Source organism: Psychrobacter sp. PL19 (assembly GCF_017875835.1).
Taxonomy (GTDB): Bacteria; Pseudomonadota; Gammaproteobacteria; order Pseudomonadales; family Moraxellaceae; genus Psychrobacter.
Window position 1 is genome coordinate 468,737 of the sequence record NZ_JAGING010000001.1, and the last position, 18,886, is coordinate 487,622.

Consider the following 18,886-nt stretch of genomic DNA (forward strand, 5'->3'; position numbering starts at 1 on the left):
CTTCCAGTTTGCGCCAAATCTGAATAACGGGTCATGTCGGTCATACAAGGTATTGATAGACTATTTAATATGTAAAATTAACCAAATAGACTTATCCATATAACAAGTTACTAATTCGATAGCTGTTTGACAGTATTAACAATTAACAGTATTGAGAACTGTCCTTGCTTAAACCAATGAGATCGATTGGCGACTCTATTGTTAGATTAAGCACTGTATCGTTGATAAAGTCCCTTAACGAAAAAAAGATAACGCTACTGAGTCATCTCTATTAAGGTAAGCTTCACTATCAACTGTCTAAACATAGAACAGATAATAAAAATATTCAAGCCATAAGCTTAGGTCCAGTCTATAAAATAGCGCTTCAATCGTAACAAAATATGAACATATCATACTCTAATTGCTGAAATATTATGACCACTTATCGTTTCACACAAGCCAGTGCCAGTTAAATTCCTATCATTATAAAATGACTGGCCGACAATTACAAATTTATCCCCTAAATAGTGGATATAGGAAAAGCTTTAACAAAACATTAAGAATCAGCAATATTATATTCTCAATGTGACTCACTCCTAAATCTAATTTGATTCATCTACTACTCATGTACTGTCAGTTGCTAATCGAATAAATAAAAATAAAAACGGTGCTGCATTAATAAAAAGATTTAAATCTTATCAGGATAAGCGGCTTTCTTCTATTCTTGCAAAAAGGCTATTTTTACCCTGAATAACCAAGCAGACATATTTTGATACAAAAATTACAATAGATAAATGCCCTGAAACCACGTGAATCAGGGACATTGCTACTAAAAGTCTTTTCAAAACCTCTCTAATTACTGCTAGTATAGCCGGAATATTGAATTAGTTGAGCTCATGTTTGACAGTTTGACTAGTAATGACGCGAGGGTATGCGTCGATAGCATTTTTATTCTAACAAGCTAAAACCAATGGAGAGGAACTTATGGCTGACAATAAAGCCACACTAACCGTAGATGGTGAAGAATATCAACTTCCTATAACTAAAGGTACTTTAGGACGCCCAGTTATCGACGTAGCCGCTTTACAAGAAGCCGGCTACTGGTCTTATGACCCTGGTTTTAAAGTCACTGCGCCTGTTGAGTCGAAGATTACCTACATTGATGGTGGTAAAGGCGAGTTATTATATCGCGGCTACCCTATCGATCAATTAGCAAATAGCGCTGAATATTTAGAAGTGGCCTATGCGCTCGTTCATGGCGAACTGCCTAACGCTGAGCAAAAGAAAGACTTTTATGAAAAAGTCCGCAAACACTCAGGGGTTCATGACCAACTGCGTAAATTCTTTGAAGGCTTCCGCCGTGATGCACATCCAATGGCTATTATGGTCGGTGTGGTCGGTGCTTTGTCTGCGTTCTATCACGAAGGCTTAGATGTTAGTGAAGAGCTGCATCGCGAAATCACCGCCATTCGCCTGATTGCTAAAATGCCAACGCTTGCTGCGATGAGTTATAAATACTCACAGGGCGAACCGTTCATGTATCCACGTAATGACTTCAACTATGCTGAAAACTTCGTCTATATGATGTTTGCCACGCCTGCTGATGTTAATTATAAAGTAAACCCAATAATTGCCAAAGCACTCGACAAAATCTTTACCTTGCATGCCGATCATGAACAAAATGCCTCAACGTCTACTGTACGTTTGGCAGGTTCTACTGGTGCGAACCCTTATGCTTGTATCGCTGCTGGTATCGCAGCCCTTTGGGGTCCCTCACATGGCGGCGCCAACGAAGCAGTGCTTGAAATGCTTGATGAAATTGGTACCGTTGAAAACGTTCCTGCATTTATGGAAAAAGTAAAAAGCCGTGAAGTGAAGCTGATGGGCTTTGGCCATCGGGTCTATAAAAACTTTGATCCACGCGCACAAGTTTTGAAAGAAACTTGTGATGAAGTTCTAAAAGCATTAGGTATCAACGATCCTAAGCTTGAACTTGCTATGGAACTGGAAAGAATCGCTTTAGAAGACCCCTTCTTCATCGAGCGTAACCTGTATCCAAACGTTGACTTTTACTCTGGCATTATCTTAAAAGCCATTGGTATCCCAACCTCAATGTTTACGGTAATTTTCTCATTGGCTCGTACCTCAGGTTGGATCAGCCATTGGTTAGAAATGCACAGTGCACCGTTCAAAATTGGTCGTCCTCGTCAGTTGTACACCGGCGAAACCCATCGCGAATTTGTCAGAATCGAAGACCGCAAATAGGTCCGCTATGCTAAAACTTGACCATTGATTCAATAAAAAATCCCGCCACTGTGCGGGATTTTTTATGCAGGTTTGGGTCATACTGCAAGCTTAGCTCCTATTGAATGATGATCGCTATCTTTTATAATAGACTACTGAAACTCTTTTAGAGTTTGCTCATATTTAGCGATTTGCTCATCATAGTCTTTGATGGTGTCGTTGAACTTAGTCATGAGGCTTTCAAACTCTTGTTGTTGGTCCACCTTCATTTGTTGCATATCCTCAACCTGCTGCGCTTCTATTTGCTCCCAAACTTGATGCTGAATAATCAACCGAGCTAGTGCTGGGCTTTTGGCACTGACTCTGCCAGCAATTTCCGCATGCTCGAACAGCTGCGGTACTAAAGTGGCTATATTAAGAAGAGTATCGACGTCTTGGTCAGTAAATGGCGTCGCCACAGGCTGATAAAGCGCTTCCATTGCCAGCTGATAGCGTTCGATAATTTGTTCTTCGTTCAGTATGATAGGTTTACGGGGCTCAAGGCTAATGCGCTTTAGTACTGTTAAATCGCGTTCGCCAACTTCAGTGCTGGTATTAATCTCAGGATCAATTTCTGCCGCATCGGCGGTCGCATTATCAGTATTGACAGTAGGACTGGCTGCAGGGTTGTTATTAATAGCCCTTTTATTGTCACTACTAGAAGCATCATCAGAAGTGTCAGTAGCACTGTTCAATAATAAAGAGTTGTCACTGTCTGGCGCATCAGCAGCTTGTAGCGACTCATATTCTGCTTGCAAGCGTCGCTGTAAACTTTGTGCTTGAGCCACATATATCGGCTGAAATTGCTCTACGCGCGCAGCGGCCGAGTCACTTTGCACGCTAGGTTTATTGTCTTCAGCGGTCGTTTGTTCGATAGTCTGACTGTCCTTGCTATCTGGCACAGATTCAGATTTCTGCTGGCAACCCGTTAACAATACTGTCCCTATTAAAGTTGCCGCTAGTAAGTTGGACGTCTGACGTAGACGCGCAGCAGGGCTGTTATGGCTTATCGTTATGTTGTAGAGATCAGCATCGAGCTTCGGTGTTAGAAATTTAAACATCACGGCACAGTTCCTGTTTTAAAAACTAAAAGTGAAAATGGAAGCGTTTTAAATTTAGAATAAACCCACCTGCTTTTGATGGCGATTCAGATAGTCTATGTTACCTATAAAACTATTAACCATAGAACAATTATTGTTAAGTATAGCCTGTTTTGCCATTAGCGTTATTGAGTGAGCATTGATAACTAAACCGTAAACGAGCGGTCATGGTGCTGAGTATAGTGATTGCCTAGAAAGGGGATGCAAGCCTCTAACGCTTGACAGTCCTGTCTGCATGCCCGTCGTATAAAGTAGTCTTGTACCATGCGAGCTTGTTGCTCGATACCATAATTGAAGAATGACTTGCCGGCCTCTAAGACATAGTCATAGCGCCGATTAATAAGGGCACCGCGCACAACTTTTAGCCCCTGCTGTAATTGCCAAACGTGAGTAAGCTCATGGATCAACCAGCTTTGTTTGCTAATTGAAGTATCGCTAAAGTCCGCTATCCAATCAGCTGGATGAAAATATATATGTCCATTAGGACTGACGGCATAATTTTTGAGTACCCACCACGCGGTCTTAACAGTCACTTCTTCAAGTTTGATACTGTCACCAAAAACTGACCGTGCCAGCACAATCTCGCCAGCACTTAAGGGTCGTGACTTTCTATTTGCACAGTGTAGACGCAAGTTTTTCTTGAAGAACGGCTTAAGATTCTGAAGGTGTGTCATCACTATTTTACCTTGAGCATGATATTTTTTATTGAACGGCTAGAGCGTGTTGCACTAATATTAAGCTGTTAATCGAGTCAAATACATTAAAAGCAAAGTGTATAAGACATAAGCTGTACACTTACAGGACTTTTCTTAACGTACAACTGCATTAGCCTATCTTATACAATGTTTATTGAAATATCAGTAAATTTTCCAACTTTAGTTTATTTTTTAAAACAGAGAGTTTTGTTCTTATGCCCCCTGCCTTTCACGCCGACACCCCACTTGCTCAGCGTATGCGCCCTGCTACTCTTGATGCCATTATTGGTCAGCAACACTTACTGGCAGAAGACGCACCGCTACGACGTGTGGTCGAGCAAGGTCATCTTCCCTCAATTATCTTACATGGTGAGGCGGGTATTGGCAAAACCACTATTGCGATGTTATTAGCGGATGCCGTTGGGCGACCTTTTCATGCGCTGTCAGCAATAAATACTGGGGTCAAGCAGTTGCGCGAGGTGTTAGACAATAAAGACTCGTTAAGCTTTGAATCGCCGGTGGTTTTTATTGATGAGATTCACCGTTTTAATAAGGCGCAACAAGATGCCTTATTAGGAGCGGTAGAATCAGGTGATATTACGTTGATTGGCGCGACCACCGAAAATCCATCTTTCAGTGTCAATAATGCGCTGTTATCACGCTGCCAGGTATATCGCTTAGAGCCACTCAGTAGCGAACAAATTACGGCGGTATTGCAGTGCGCACTCTTAGACGACAGCGTTCTAAACAAGCTCACCATCGACTTGCAAGCGCAGAATGCTATTAATCAATTAGCACATGGCGATGCCCGTAAGGCGCTTAACTTACTGGAGCTTGCCGTTCAGAGCGCAGATCCGAAACAGTCGCCTATAGTAATCGATGATGAGTTAATAGCCCGGGTGGCACAGACTGCGCTAGTGCGCTATGACAAAGATGGTGAGCGGCATTACGATATTGTCTCAGCGATGATAAAGTCAGTACGTGGCTCAGACCCTGATGCAGCTCTATACTGGATGGCGCGGATGCTGGTTGGCGGTGAGCCGGCAGATTTTATCGCACGGCGATTGATAATTTTGGCGAGTGAAGATATTGGTAATGCCAATCCCAATGCGCTACTACTTGCTGATGCTGCCTTACGTAGTGTGCACTCTATCGGTATGCCCGAGGCGCGTATTATTTTAGGGCAAGTGGTGGTTTATTTGGCCACCAGTGCCAAAAGTAATAGTACTTATAAAGCCATTAACGCTGCTATGACTTTAGCAGAAAAAGACGCCTCACCAGTGCCACTACATCTGCGTAACGGCGTGACCAAATTGATGCGTCATGAAGGTTATGGGGTCGGTTACGCTTATCCACACAATTATCCCAATCATTATTATGCGCAGCCCTATTTACCAGATAACTTAGTAGGCACACACTTTTATGAATATGCAGACAATCAGCGTGAGCAGCACAGCAAGCAATTTATAGAATGGCTAAAAACCCAAGCGGCCAGCAATGAGTAATTTGCGTATTATTTAAGCTTACCATTTATAATACTCATAACTATTTTTTGGGATACTAGACGCTATTGTCTAGCAATGAAGCAGCATGTGATGGTAAAAACCGTTAAAATGATAAGATGGTTATAATTTTCTGGTACAAACGATGAGTTAATAACCCCATATACTCAGTTACTACCTGCTTTTCCTAACAGCTACAGCGCTTGCTCTCATCTGCTGTTACAATGGCCAAATAAATTTTTATACTTAGCCACTGACATACTCACCAATAATAATACATTGAGACTTACTATGAGTTTAAATACGATTCCTGAGATTATCGAAGATATTCGCGCAGGTAAAATGGTCATCCTAATGGATGATGAGGATCGCGAAAATGAAGGCGATCTCATCATGGCGGCAACCCATGTGCGCCCTGAAGATATTAACTTTATGATTACCCATGCCCGCGGTTTGGTGTGCTTGACGCTATCACAAACACGTTGTCAACAGCTGGCACTACCGTTGATGTCTGATCGTAATGAAGCCAAGTTTAGCACTAACTTTACGGTATCTATCGAAGCTTCTGAAGGCGTCACTACTGGTATTTCTGCTGCAGACCGTGCGCGTACGGTACAAGCAGCCGTTGCGTCAGCCGCTAAGCCTGAGGATATCGTTCAACCTGGGCACATCTTCCCGATAATGGCCCAAAATGGTGGCGTACTACACCGCGCTGGCCATACTGAAGCGGGCTGTGACTTAGCACGGCTGGCAGGACTTGAACCAGCAGCCGTCATCGTAGAGATTATCAATGACGATGGTACGATGGCACGTCGTGATGACCTTGAGATATTCGCACAAGAGCATGATCTCAAAATCGGAACTATCGCTGATCTCATTAACTATCGTATTGCTAACGAGCAAACAGTAGAAGAGATCGAGTCGCATCCTTTTGAGACCGAATATGGTACGTTTACTTTGCACCGTTTCCGCGAGTTTGGTGCTGACGAGACCCATTTAGCGTTAGTGAAAGGCGATGTTAGCGAAGGTGTCAGCACCGTGCGTGTCCATGGTTTTCACCCCTTGCGTGACCTGTTCGCAGCCAAAAATGATGCAACAGGACGCGGTGGCTGGAGTGTGCAATCCGCTCTAAAAGAAATTAATGCCTCAGAGCGCGGCGTACTAGTGTGGGTTGGTAACCACCAACCGATTGACTTGGGAGAGGCTTTAGATAAAGCGTCAGACAATCAGTCAATATCTACCATTACTCAACAACCATATCGCAGTATTGGGGTTGGTGCCCAAATCTTACGGCATTTAGGGGTGCGCGACATGCGTTTATTATCATCACCAATGAAGTTTTATGCACTGTCAGGTTTTGATCTGAATGTAGTAGACTTTGTACATGCTCCTACTAAATAAGACTAGAGCTGTTAAGATTAATTATTAATATTGACTGTGACGCTGAACGAGCTATTTTGAGAAGTACTTAAAGTGAATAATAAAAAAAGGCACGCTAGCATTGGTTAGCGTGCCTTTTTTGCTTTTTATTGCTGACTCAAAAATTAAAATCACTTTAAGGAACTTTCGAGAGTGAGTAATAGGACATAAAAAGTGCAGTTAGAGTATTCCTTTGACCTTGAATCGACTATAGCTCAGGCGTATGACCTACCTTTGTTTCTAACGCCAATAGACGCGTGCGCTCCTCTGCTGTCCACGGTAGCTTTTGTTCGCCAAGGCTGTCCAGACGTACTATTACTGATTCAGAAGTAGCAACGATTGCTTGCTGCGTGCAGCTATAATAACTGTACTCTATGACGATACTGGTGTTACCAAGGCGCCGGCAACGCACGCCTAACAATAACGTATCGGGAAAAGTTACCGGACGTAGATACTGACAGCTCGACTGCGCTAGCATGGTCACCATACTACCATCGAACATTCCTAGCGCCTGCAAATAGACAATACGCGCGGTCTCAGCATAACGGTAATACACCACATTATTTAAGTGATTAAAAGCATCCATTTCACCCCAGTGGATTGGCTGATGGTGAGTAATGGGATAGTGTATCAATTCGATAGGGGCATCAGCGCCGCTTTTAGTTTGAGGATCAGCTTTTAAATGTGAGGGTTGATTGGCGTTATTCATAACTTACTGTCGCTTTTTTATTTTTAAAATGTATTAGGGCGTGTTGAACATTCGACCATAGCACTTAAAATAGGTGACTCCCAATCAACGCTTGGGTCTATCCAAAATCTGATTGGTCAATAAGGTCGTTGGAGTCGGAGAATTAGCAACCAGCTTATCCAACCATAAAATCACTTCTGAGATATCTTTTGGCGCAGTAGTGGTCTCTAGATTGCTTGGTTTTTCATAATTTTTTGTATTATTTTTGGTAGCTGACTGCGATGTCGCGTGGTCGGTTATTTTGTTCTTTGACGTACTAGATACTTCGGCAACTAACGTTTGCAATTGGTTTCGAGCCTGACTTAAATAGGCAACCAGCTGATCTTTCTCACGCATATTACTGGCTTGACTGGCTAAATTCAGGGTCATGATAACTTCGTGAATCGTTAGTTGCTTGCGGATCAAGGCGACATTAGCGCTGGCAGCTGGGTTGACGAATACACTTAATTGTTTAGGGCTTTTCTGTGCAGCACTACTGTTAATAGGGGTTTGATTTTTGCGGTTGTTTATAGGCTCAAAACGGTTTACGCGCTCATAACTGTACAAAAATTCTTGGATATTTTGAATCGCTAAATTTTGTAATTGCCACGGGCTAGGCTGAGAGCTTTGCGCTTGCAAGCGTTCGATATCCTTGGTTAAACTTTTTTTAATGACAATCGTCAGGGCTGGCGCAATTTCATTGTTATTTTGTGATAGCTGCCATTGTAGGCTGCGCAGTAAGTCGACCGCTGCTGTATCGTTATTATCTGCCAGCAACCTATCCGCTGCATGTATCTGAATACGCAATAGTTCCAACTGATTTTGTGCCTGGCTACCGACAGTAGCACTTGGTGGCGGCAGGCTTTGTTGACTGATAGCAAATAAGCGATCGTCCATTTCGTTTAGTCGGCTGACCACTTGCTCATTACTTTGCAAACGCTCATTAACATAAATCTGAAAACGCTGTTGGCTAATATATAACCATAACAGTGCTGCGATAAGCAGTAAAATAAGTAGCCATTGCAAACGCAATAACAAGATATTTGCTTGTCGGCGCTGCTGGCCGGCAGAGGGATCGTTAGCTGACGACTCAGACTTAGTTGACATAAAGCAGCACCATTGTTGTTAGGTTTAAACGGACTTAACATAAGCGGATAAGACCAATTGATCGCTGTGCCTTGAGTGAAAGTTACCGCTAATAGCTATAATTAACAGCAAATAAACGCACTGATAGACCCGTGCAACTGTTTTAGAGTTAAACGACTATCTAGTCATGTGTTCAATAGCCGCAAGAATAGTCTCAGGAGCCAAGTCTTCTACTCGGTAATAGTTCAGCTGCTGTTCAGCAACCATATGAGCTAAGCGTGTGCCTAGTACCAAATAAGCAAAGTCTGCTAGTTTGAGTGGCACGGTATTATTCAAGCTTACAGCCAGGCGCTCATTTAAATTGGTATCTGACTTTGATTCTGCAGCAACTGCTGGTACTTGACCGACTATAGTTACCCAATACTCAAAAGCCGTGCCACTACTGATAATAACAATAGGTTTTGTCTGCGATGATAGCACTATACCTTGTGCTGCCTGTTGCCTACTGAACGATTGTAGCCAGTACTCATAGTGAGCTTTTGCATCGGCTGGCATAACCCGCTCATACCATGCAATACTATCAATATGCACACCGCGCGCTTGTAAAGTATCGGCTAATAAGCGCCGTCCACCGAGTCCACGCCAGACTAACAGCTTGTCACCTGTTTGCAGACTCTCAATCTCAGGCATGACCAGCATACCTTCATTGTTGGCAATGGTAGGCTGTAGTACTTGATAGTTTGCGGCTTGCAGCCTAGCTTTATGCAATACGGCAGCGGTCGCTTCACCAACAGCAATTAAATGACTGGGAGCACTTGATATCTCGACACTTGTATCTTGCTGTATAGCGGCTTCGTTCTGCTCTTTACTATCTTTAGCATTACTGTCTTGAGCATTGCTATCTTGAGAATTGCTATCTTGAGAATTGCTATCTTGAGAATTGCTATCTTGAGAATTACTGTCTTGAGAATTACTGTCTTGAGCATTGGCCTCATGTTCAAGCGCTTGCCAAACCGCTAAGCCAGCGGCGGCGGCGGTTGGGCTTACTATGACCAGTACTTGATAATGACCTGCAAACCACTGGCGCATCAGCTGCATATCTGCCTCTGTCATCGCGAGCGCTTGTAGGGCCAACATTGGCATATCGATCACCGTCAGACCCGCTGCTTGAAGATGACGCGTAAGTGGTGCTGCGCGCTCTATTGGGCGAGTATTAATCACCACTTGTTGCGGCGGAGACGAGGTATTTAATGGCTGATTTGACTGAGTGGACTGGAGCAATGACATAAAAATACCCCGACATAAGGCTTATAAGATTAGATCAACCACAAAGTATTCTAATCAATTATTGGTCTCTACTACTGATTTCTATGGTTAGGGTCCAATGAAACCTATTAAACACTTGCGAACTATTCAGGATGGTAAATCGCCGACAAAATAGCACCAGCGCCATTAGCAAGCAGCATATCAGCCACTTCAATACCGAGCTGACTGGCCTGCCCTTCTCGTTCGGCTTGGCTACCACTTAAGATAATACGTTTTTCAGATTTTAGCAGTTCACTGCCGTCTTCTTGTCCAACCCGACCGCGTAACCACAACATATTGCCAGCATCGTCGTTTTCGATATATTTGTTTGTAATGTCGATGCTGTCATCAGCCGCATGTAGCACCGCATAAGCAGCAATCGGAACTTGGCAACCGCCTTCTAGATGACGGTTTAGAGCGCGCTCAGCAATTAAACGAATGCGAGCTTGGTCATCATTAAGCGGGGCTAATAGAGCAAGAATCTCAGCATCGCCTTTACGACATTCAATAGCCAATGCCCCTTGTCCAACAGCAGGCAAGCAAACATCAATATCCAATTCACTGCGAATGCGTGCGTCAAGCTCAATACGCTGTAGCCCACTGGTAGCGAGAATAATCGCATCGTACTCGCCAGCATCTAGCTTGCCTAGGCGGGTTCCAACATTACCGCGAAGGGTTTTGATTTGCAGATCTGGACGATAGGCTTTGAGTTGACATTGACGGCGCAAACTTGAGGTGCCTACTACCGCACCTTCTGGCAACTCATCAAGATTATTATAAGTGTTAGACACGAAGGCATCGGTTGGGGAAGCGCGCTTGCAATACACTCCCAGCATCAATCCCTCAGGCAACTGCATCGGCACGTCTTTTAACGAATGCACTGCAATATCAGCCTGTTTATCATATATTGCCTGCTCGAGCTCTTTGACAAACAGTCCCTTGCCGCCAATTTTGGCCAACGGTGTGTCCAAAATTTTGTCACCTTTAGTGACAATTTTTAGTAAATTGATGGTTAAATTAGGATACAGCGCTAGCAAGCGATCACGAATATGCTCGGCTTGCCATAATGCTAATGGACTCTGACGGGTAGCGATGTTTAAGGTAGTCAAAGCAGGTTGTTGCAAGTTGCTCATAAGAGGCCTCAATAGGATTAGTACTATAGTAAAACCAACTACCAACCTGTTACGGCGTCAGACTCAGTTTAAGTATCTGCTTTAATAAGCCAGCTACCTTTGTCACTCGTCTTTTTTGTCCCAGTGGTATATTTGATTCGCTATATATAATGGCGCAAAAAATACCCCTATTTAAGCATAAATAAGGGTTTGATGATATGGAATGATTATTGAAGAAGCACAAGCGCCACTCCCCTACAGGCATTAATTAGGCTACATACTTTGAATTTTATCACGTAACGCGGGTAAGTGACGGCGGCTAACCGCTAAGGTCTCATTGATGCCTTTAAAGCGTACTTGATACTGCCCGGCGTCTATGGTCTCTAAAAAATCTAAAAAACTCAGATTAATAATAGCATTGCGGTGCACACGAAACAGTCGATCGCCAAACTCTTGCTCCAGCTCTTTTAAGGTTTCGTCAATTAAGACAATGCCCTCTTTATGGCGTACTTTGACGTACTTTTGGTCAGCACTGAAATAATAAATATCTTTTAGCTCAATCAGCTCAACCCCGCGATGAGTACGAGCAGCGATATGCTCCCGTAACGGCCGGGCAGTTGGATCTTCGAGCTTACGGAGTTCATTTAATTGCGCCGCGTTTAAATTTTTGGCTTTGCCCAAAGCCTCTAACAATTCGTCTTTATTTGCTGGTTTTAATAAGTAGCCAATAGCATTGGCTTTAAGCGCAGCAATCGCATAATGATCATAGGCGGTAACGAAGATAATGGCCGGCGGATGCTTAAGTTTATTAAGCTCTTGCGCGCAGCGCACACCATCTATCTCGGGCATGCGGATATCTAATAAGATAATATCTGGCTGATGAGTTTTTACTGCGATAATGGCTTCTAAGCCAGTCGTTGCTTGTGCGACCACCTGATGGCCCGACTCCTGCACAATTCTAACCAAGCGCTCGCGTGCTAATGGCTCATCGTCACAAACTATAATGCGCATGTAAATTCCTTTGTCATAGCGTATTCAACAAGTTGTTGAACAGTATTAATATCTAATCATATAACCTGATGACTGTACTGATACAATGAATACTGCAATAAATATGCCACGATTAATGTTCTACCAGCACTTAAACACAAATAGACGATTACAAGCCTACATCCTGTAGAGGATAATCAATGGTGGTTACTATTTGCTTGCTGGTGACGGTACTTTGGATATCTGCGCTTTGACCAAAGTAGGTTCTTAAGCGTTCAGTTTGGATATGAAAGTCCATATGACGGCGTAAATCATGGCTGATCATTAGGGTTTTTTTGGGGAGTTGAGCCGTGACAACAATAGCAACGTGGTGGTGTTGCCAAGTCACTATAATATCAATATATATAGTTTCAATAGTCATTTCGACAACACTGAGCAGTATTTTTTCAAGCACGCTTTGTAATGTCAAAGCAGTAATAACCATGTCATACATGACATCTTCATCAGGCAGCTGCCAATTTACAGCGAGTTTATCGCCCAAACGGCTCGACTCAATCACTAGATAATGCTCGCAGAGCGCTACTTCTTCTTCAAAGCTAATCTCACGTGCGCCATTAAAGCTAGCACGAAATAGCGCTGAAACATGCTGCAATAGATCAGAGGCACGCGGTGGATTGGACTCGATGAGAGAAATTAAAGTATTGATGGTATTGAAGAAAAAATGCGGGGCGATACGGGCTTTGATCAAGTCATTTTGAGCCGTTAGCTTATGCTCAAAGGATAGCTTAAGGGCATTAAGCTCGCGATGGTGGCGTACAAAGTATAGTAAAAACACTAAAGTGAAGCTGCCAGTAGTCACCGCATTGAATAATATATCTAGGACAAACGCTTGAGGGTCATATTCAAGCCAGCCTATATTAATCATCACTAGCTTAACTAAGGTTATGGCTACCACAGAGCCAATCGTCAGCAGCAAAAAAACATGCATGCTAACGTTGAGTATGCTGGTACGTTTAAAAATAGGACGTAAATAATCAATCAAGTATAGTGACGGCATGATGGTTAAGCTATTTTGAATGACCCTACTCATGAACTTAATCAAAAATTCTGGCAAGGTAGCTAGATTATGGCGGTCAACCACCGTCACAAACAGCGACCAAAAAAAGATATACAGCAGCCATTGCCAAGGCTTCATGACCTGCATGAGTTTGGGTATAAAAAACTCTAAGCGCTCATCTAGTAAGGCAACCTCATCATTTGCTATACTTAAGTTCTTATTCTCTTGACTTGCCTTAGACCGATATGAACGCCAACTCTTCAAATCCTAGTAATCCCGAGCAAAGTAAAAATTCACGTGTGTCTGATTCTAGCACAGATACTTCTAACACGGACAACAACACTGTGCAAAACAGCCTTTCATCAAATAGCCCTTCAAGTAGTCCAGGCCAACAAATGTGGGGTGGGCGCTTTAGTGAAGCGACCGATAGCTTTGTTGCCGCTTTTACCGCCTCCGTAGGTTTTGATCAACGCTTTGCCCGTCACGATATCGAAGGTTCAATCGCTCATGCAACCATGCTCAGAGAGTGCGATATTTTGAGCGCTGATGATGTCGCCATTATTATTGACGGTCTAAAGCAAGTACTGGCTGAAATTGAAGCAGGCGAGTTCCAATGGTCGATTGCACTAGAAGATGTGCACATGAATGTTGAGTCGCGCTTGACTGATATCATAGGTCCAGTAGGTAAAAAACTACATACCGGACGTAGTCGTAACGATCAGGTCGCAACCGATATTCGCCTGTGGCTACGGGAAGAAACCGATAATATCATCGCGCTGTTGGTACGTTTGCAGAGCGGCTTATTAGACTTGGCCGAGCAGCATACCGATACCATTATGCCGGGCTTTACCCATCTGCAAACTGCCCAGCCAGTCAGCTTTGGTCATCACGTGATGGCCTGGTTTGAGATGTTATTCCGTGATACTGAACGCTTGGTCGACGCACGTCGCCGTATTAATCAGATGCCGCTTGGTAGCGCCGCTCTTGCGGGCACCACCTTTCCAATCGACCGTACGATTACTGCCGAATTGCTTGGCTTCGAAGGCATTTGCCAAAACTCGCTTGATGCGGTATCCGATCGCGATTTCGCCATTGAGTTCACTGCAGCGGCTTCTATCTTAATGATGCATATGTCGCGCATGAGTGAAGAGATTATTCTATGGATGTCCGCACAATTTAACTTCGTACAGATACCAGATCGCTTTTGTACCGGCTCATCCATCATGCCGCAAAAGAAAAATCCTGACGTGCCTGAACTGGTACGTGGTAAAGCAGCACGGGTATTCGGACAACTAATGACCTTATTGAGCTTGATGAAAAGTCAGCCGCTAGCCTACAATAAAGACAACCAGGAAGACAAAGAGCCGCTATTTGACTGCGTCGATACTTTAACGGGTTCGTTACTAGCCTTTGCTGATATGCTGCCAAATATTACGCCTAATAAAGAAAACATGCGCGCCGCAACCATGAAAGGCTATGCCACCGCCACCGACTTGGCTGATTACTTGGTACGCAATGGCGTGGCTTTCCGTGATGCCCATGAAGTGGTGGGTAATGCCGTTGCTTTGGGCATTAAAGAAGGTTTGGATTTGAGTGATCTGACCCTTGCGCAGTTGCAGTCATTTAGCGATGCCATCGGTGATGACGTGTTCGACTACTTAACATTAGAAGGGTCATTGGCAGCGCGTGACCATTTAGGTGGCACTGCGCCCAATCAAGTTAAGCAAGCGGTGAGCCGTGGACGTACCCGTTTAGAGGTGTTTGCTTAATCTAGTATTTTTTATTAACTTGATAGCCTTCGCTGACTACAGGATTAATATCAAAACACCCGCCATTGTTGCGGGTGTTTTTGTTACCATATTTAGATAGATTTGTAGTTACCCTTTATAAACCTGATACCCTTAAGCTTGATACCCTTAAGCTTGATACCCTTAAGCTTGATACCCTTAAGCTTGATACCCTTAAACCTAATACCCTTAAACCTAATACCCTTAAACCGGTTAACACTCTCAAACCTATTAGTATTTGCTAAGTGCACTAAGACCTTTATCCTAGGTTAATAGCAAACTGCTATAGTTAAAATACCTTAAAAACGCTAGGGTACTGCTGCTATAAGCTTTTTGCAGCCTCTGTCTGCGTAGGCACAGCAAGCAAGAAAAACGTATGCCAGCAGTATGTTATGTATCGATATTACGTTTCATTGACTATAATATATTCAATATTAATAATAAGGAACAACTCATGACCGAGAATTTCAATCCCCAGGCCAACACCGTATTTTGCCGTAAATATCAACAAGATTTACCTAAAATGGTGCACCCGCCCTTTCCGAACAAAAAAGGCCAAGAGCTACAAGAAACCGTGTCAGACCAAGCATGGAAAGAATGGCTTGAGCATCAAACCATGCTGATTAACGAAAACCATTTGAGCATGATGGATCCTGCAGCCAAGAAGTTTTTGACAGAGCAACGTGATAAATTTTTGGATAATGAAAACTACGAACGTGCTCAGGGCTGGACCCCAGAAACCAAAGGCTAGACCAACGCTTAGAACAGAAAATGAAATGTAAAAAGCGAGGCGCTAGCCTACTTTGGTAGCGTCAATGGCTTGTTGTACTGTTTCAAAATCGCTATGGCGCACATCAGTGCCGCTACTGATATAAATCACTAACTCAGCAATATTACGAGCGTGATCACCAATGCGCTCAAGCGCTCGCAGTACCCACATCATATTAATCACCTGGCTCACCTGCCGCGGATCTTCCATGACATAAGTCATCAATGCCCGTATAGCAGATTGGTATTCAAAATCTACATTGCCGTCACTGCGCATGACTTCAAAAGCACGCTCAGCTTGCAAATTTTCAAAGGCGGTTAACGCATTATGTAGCATCATACGTACCTGGTTACTTAAATGTTGCACTTCGTGATAACAATAGGTATTGCTGCTATTATCAGCCGCCACTTGCTGTGCCATATGGGCAATTTTGGCAGCCTCATCGCCAATACGCTCGATATCCACCACGCCTTTACTAACCGCCATCACATAGCGTAAATCACGGGCAGCCGGTTGGCGCTTGGCAACCAACAGTAAAATATGCTCATCAATCTGCACTTCAAGCTGATTGACCGCACTGTCCTGCTCTACCACTTGATGCGCTAAATGTACGTCGCCTTCTATCAAGGCGTGCATCGCCTGCGCCACCTGCTTGCCCGCAAGTTCACCCATTTCTAAAAATAAGTCAGTGGTTTCCGTTAGGTCTTGGTTAAAGCTTTTGGAGGTATGTGACATTTGATTGGACATAATAAAAGTCTCAGTAAAAACACGATAAAAACTCAATGAAAAAGGCATATTTATGACACCCTGCTACTGCTATAATTTTTTCTTGCGTGCTGTTCGCAAGCGTGACAGAGGCTGCAAAAAATTTATTCCAGTAGCCCAGTAGCCCAGTAGCATTGGGTCATTTTTAAACTGGATTAACTATATAAGTAGAAAAACCATAATAAATAAGACTATTAGCCATAACGCCCAGTAATATAGTCTTCAGTCGCTTGCTGGGTAGGGTTGGTAAAAATCTGGTCGGTGTTGCCCATTTCTACCATGTCGCCCAAATACATATAAGCGGTGTAATCAGAAATTCGCGCCGCTTGCTGCATGTTATGGGTCACGATGGCAATGGTATAGTCCTGCTTTAAATCCTCAATCAAAGCCTCGATGGCCCCCGTTGAGATAGGGTCGAGCGCTGAGGTTGGCTCATCTAATAATAAAACTTCGGGCTTGGTTGCCACGCCGCGTGCAATGCACAACCGTTGCTGCTGACCACCGGATAGAGATAGGCCTGAAGCAGACAGCTTGTCTTTGACCTCATTCCACAGTGCCGCTTTTTTAAGAGCCCATTCTACCCGCTCGGCAAGCTCCGCCTTTGACATCTTTTCGTACAAACGCACGCCAAATGCCACATTATCAAAAATGGACATCGGAAACGGCGTGGGCTTCTGGAAAACCATGCCTACCTTAGCGCGCAGTAAGTTGACATCCATTGATTTAGCCAATACGTCATTGCCATCCAAATAAATCTGACCTTCAGCACGCATATTAGGATATAGGTCATACATGCGATTAAAAGTGCGCAGTAGCGTTGACTTACCACAGCCAGAAGGTCCGATAAATGCCGTTACTTGCTTTTCGGGAATATCAAGGGAAATGTCTTTTAAAGCGCGAAAGTCCCCGTAATAAAAATTTAAGTCACGGACTTGGAGTTTTGCAGCAGGCACAGTGGCTGCAAATTCATTAAATGTAGCAGATGCCTGTTCACCTGCTGTACGGGCAGTGGTTACTGGCGCGAGAACATGCACACGCGGGTCGCTCAAAGTGGGGACAGGCTTGGGAGTCTTAATTTTGTTTTTTGCTGGTCGGGTAGCAGTATCTGTCATGGTCATGTTCCTTATTATCTTTAATATGAAATTCTTTAATGTGAAATACAGTCAGTTCAAAATAAAAGAGAGTCACTTATAGCAACGTGCCACTGGTATAAATTTTTCTGGCGTGCTGTTCGCAAGCGTGACAGAGGCTGCAAAAAATTCATTCCAGTGACCCTGTGCCGTTTCTAAATTAAATATATAAGTTAAGAAATTAGGTAAGTATTAGTTATATTCCTTTGCACCAATGTAGCGTGCGGCTACGTTCAAAGTGAGCACAGTCAAAGTAATTAATAGTGCGGCTGCCCATGCTAAGGTATGCCAGTTGTCATAAGGGCTCATGGCAAATTGATAAATAGTATTGGGCATATTACCCATCGCGTTGCCCATATCTAAGCTGAAATATTGATTGTTCAAAGCAGTAAATAACAAAGGTGCCGTCTCGCCCGTGATACGCGCAAATGCTAATAATATGCCAGTGGTTAGGCCGGCCCTTGCGGCTTTAACGGTGACGCCCAGCACCAACTTCCATTTTGGTGTTCCTAGTGCATAAGCCGCTTCACGTAAAGTATTGGGCACCAGTAGCAGCATACTTTCGGTGGTTCTTACCACCACCGGAATGACAATTAAGGCCAACGCACAGGCACCTGCCCAGCCAGAAAAGCTATAATTTTTGACCAATAATGCGTAGATGAACAGACCAATTACAATCGATGGTGCAGATAATAAAATATCATTTAAAAAACGTATGACTTGTCCCAGCCAATTACCATGAGAGAATTCTGCTAAATAAATCCCTGCTAGCATGCCAATCGGCGCCCCGATGAACAGTCCAGTACTGGCAATCATTAGCGAGCCGACGATGACGTTACGCAAACCACCATCAGTCATCGGCGGCGGCGTATCAGCCGTAAATACTGGCATCTGCACCAGACCGCTAAACCCTTCAATACCCAAAGTAATCAAAATCCATGACAGCCAAAACAAGCCAAATATCATGGCTGAAGCCGCAAAACCCAGCCCTACCTTATTCCATAGCCTACGGCGGCGATATAGACCTTGGTCACTGGCCATAATGGGCTTAGTCGAGGCTGAAGTAATGGCAGACAATGCGGTCATGCAGCAGATTCCTTGTTATTTTTAACCTTCTAGGCTTTTTATATGACGATTTTCTATGGTACGTTTGAATGTGGATGCCTACGCTAAGATGGCA

The 18,886-nt window shown here is 43.7% G+C and carries 16 protein-coding genes; 5 read left to right on the forward strand and 11 right to left on the reverse strand.

What is annotated here, in order from left to right; genetic code table 11:
- Positions 1–963 precede the first annotated feature (963 nt).
- On the forward strand, positions 964–2,244 hold the full coding sequence (gene gltA, locus H4W00_RS01870; protein ID WP_209955882.1) for a citrate synthase: 1,281 nt from the start codon (positions 964–966) through the stop codon (positions 2,242–2,244).
- 131 nt (positions 2,245–2,375) lie between these two features.
- On the opposite strand, the gene H4W00_RS01875 is transcribed toward gltA, so the two are convergent.
- Positions 2,376–3,323: a hypothetical protein gene (locus H4W00_RS01875; protein WP_209958812.1), complete on the reverse strand. Its 948-nt coding sequence runs from the start codon at positions 3,321–3,323 to the stop codon at positions 2,376–2,378.
- A 185-nt stretch (positions 3,324–3,508) separates the two neighbouring features.
- Positions 3,509–4,036, reverse strand: a complete 528-nt coding sequence (locus H4W00_RS01880) for a type IV secretion protein Rhs (protein ID WP_334684845.1) — start codon at positions 4,034–4,036, stop codon at positions 3,509–3,511.
- 236 nt (positions 4,037–4,272) lie between these two features.
- Here H4W00_RS01880 and H4W00_RS01885 point away from each other — a divergent pair, with 236 nt between their 5' ends.
- Both H4W00_RS01885 and ribBA read left to right on the forward strand, forming a co-directional pair.
- A complete protein-coding gene (locus tag H4W00_RS01885) occupies positions 4,273–5,562 on the forward strand; it encodes a replication-associated recombination protein A (protein ID WP_209955884.1) in 1,290 nt (429 codons plus the stop codon).
- Between the two features lie 288 nt (positions 5,563–5,850).
- A complete protein-coding gene (gene ribBA / locus H4W00_RS01890) occupies positions 5,851–6,960 on the forward strand; it encodes a bifunctional 3,4-dihydroxy-2-butanone-4-phosphate synthase/GTP cyclohydrolase II (protein WP_209955886.1) in 1,110 nt (369 codons plus the stop codon).
- 226 nt (positions 6,961–7,186) lie between these two features.
- Here ribBA and H4W00_RS01895 read toward each other — a convergent pair whose 3' ends face one another.
- The 6 genes from H4W00_RS01895 to H4W00_RS01920 all read right to left on the reverse strand — a co-directional run bounded on the left by H4W00_RS01895 (position 7,187) and on the right by H4W00_RS01920 (position 13,519).
- Complete coding sequence (locus H4W00_RS01895) at positions 7,187–7,687, reverse strand: acyl-CoA thioesterase (RefSeq protein WP_209955888.1); 501 nt, start codon at positions 7,685–7,687, stop codon at positions 7,187–7,189.
- A gap of 84 nt (positions 7,688–7,771) precedes the next feature.
- Positions 7,772–8,812 (reverse strand): hypothetical protein, encoded by a 1,041-nt coding sequence (locus H4W00_RS01900; protein WP_209955890.1) that lies wholly within the window; start codon positions 8,810–8,812, stop codon positions 7,772–7,774.
- A 156-nt stretch (positions 8,813–8,968) separates the two neighbouring features.
- A complete protein-coding gene (locus H4W00_RS01905; protein ID WP_442966454.1) occupies positions 8,969–10,084 on the reverse strand; it encodes a uroporphyrinogen-III synthase in 1,116 nt (371 codons plus the stop codon).
- Positions 10,085–10,200: 116 nt separating this feature from the next.
- On the reverse strand, positions 10,201–11,229 hold the full coding sequence (gene hemC, locus H4W00_RS01910; protein WP_209955894.1) for a hydroxymethylbilane synthase: 1,029 nt from the start codon (positions 11,227–11,229) through the stop codon (positions 10,201–10,203).
- A 252-nt stretch (positions 11,230–11,481) separates the two neighbouring features.
- Positions 11,482–12,219, reverse strand: a complete 738-nt coding sequence (locus H4W00_RS01915; protein ID WP_209955896.1) for a LytR/AlgR family response regulator transcription factor — start codon at positions 12,217–12,219, stop codon at positions 11,482–11,484.
- Positions 12,220–12,367: 148 nt separating this feature from the next.
- Positions 12,368–13,519 (reverse strand): histidine kinase, encoded by a 1,152-nt coding sequence (locus tag H4W00_RS01920; RefSeq protein ID WP_209955899.1) that lies wholly within the window; start codon positions 13,517–13,519, stop codon positions 12,368–12,370.
- Between the two features lie 131 nt (positions 13,520–13,650).
- Here H4W00_RS01920 and argH point away from each other — a divergent pair, with 131 nt between their 5' ends.
- The gene (argH, locus tag H4W00_RS01925) at positions 13,651–15,024 is read left to right on the forward strand and encodes an argininosuccinate lyase (RefSeq protein ID WP_209958817.1); all 1,374 of its coding nucleotides are present in this window, start codon (positions 13,651–13,653) and stop codon (positions 15,022–15,024) included.
- Between the two features lie 472 nt (positions 15,025–15,496).
- A complete protein-coding gene (locus H4W00_RS01930) occupies positions 15,497–15,793 on the forward strand; it encodes an oxidative damage protection protein (RefSeq protein ID WP_209955901.1) in 297 nt (98 codons plus the stop codon).
- Positions 15,794–15,835: 42 nt separating this feature from the next.
- Here H4W00_RS01930 and phoU read toward each other — a convergent pair whose 3' ends face one another.
- The 3 genes from phoU to pstA form a co-directional block, all read right to left on the reverse strand.
- Positions 15,836–16,558 carry a phosphate signaling complex protein PhoU gene (phoU, locus tag H4W00_RS01935; protein ID WP_209958819.1) on the reverse strand — a complete coding sequence of 241 codons (723 nt, stop codon included), beginning with the start codon at positions 16,556–16,558 and terminating at the stop codon, positions 15,836–15,838.
- A gap of 212 nt (positions 16,559–16,770) precedes the next feature.
- A complete protein-coding gene (pstB, locus tag H4W00_RS01940; RefSeq protein WP_442966422.1) occupies positions 16,771–17,694 on the reverse strand; it encodes a phosphate ABC transporter ATP-binding protein PstB in 924 nt (307 codons plus the stop codon).
- A gap of 204 nt (positions 17,695–17,898) precedes the next feature.
- Complete coding sequence (gene pstA, locus H4W00_RS01945; RefSeq protein ID WP_334684985.1) at positions 17,899–18,747, reverse strand: phosphate ABC transporter permease PstA; 849 nt, start codon at positions 18,745–18,747, stop codon at positions 17,899–17,901.
- Positions 18,748–18,886: the final 139 nt, after the last annotated feature.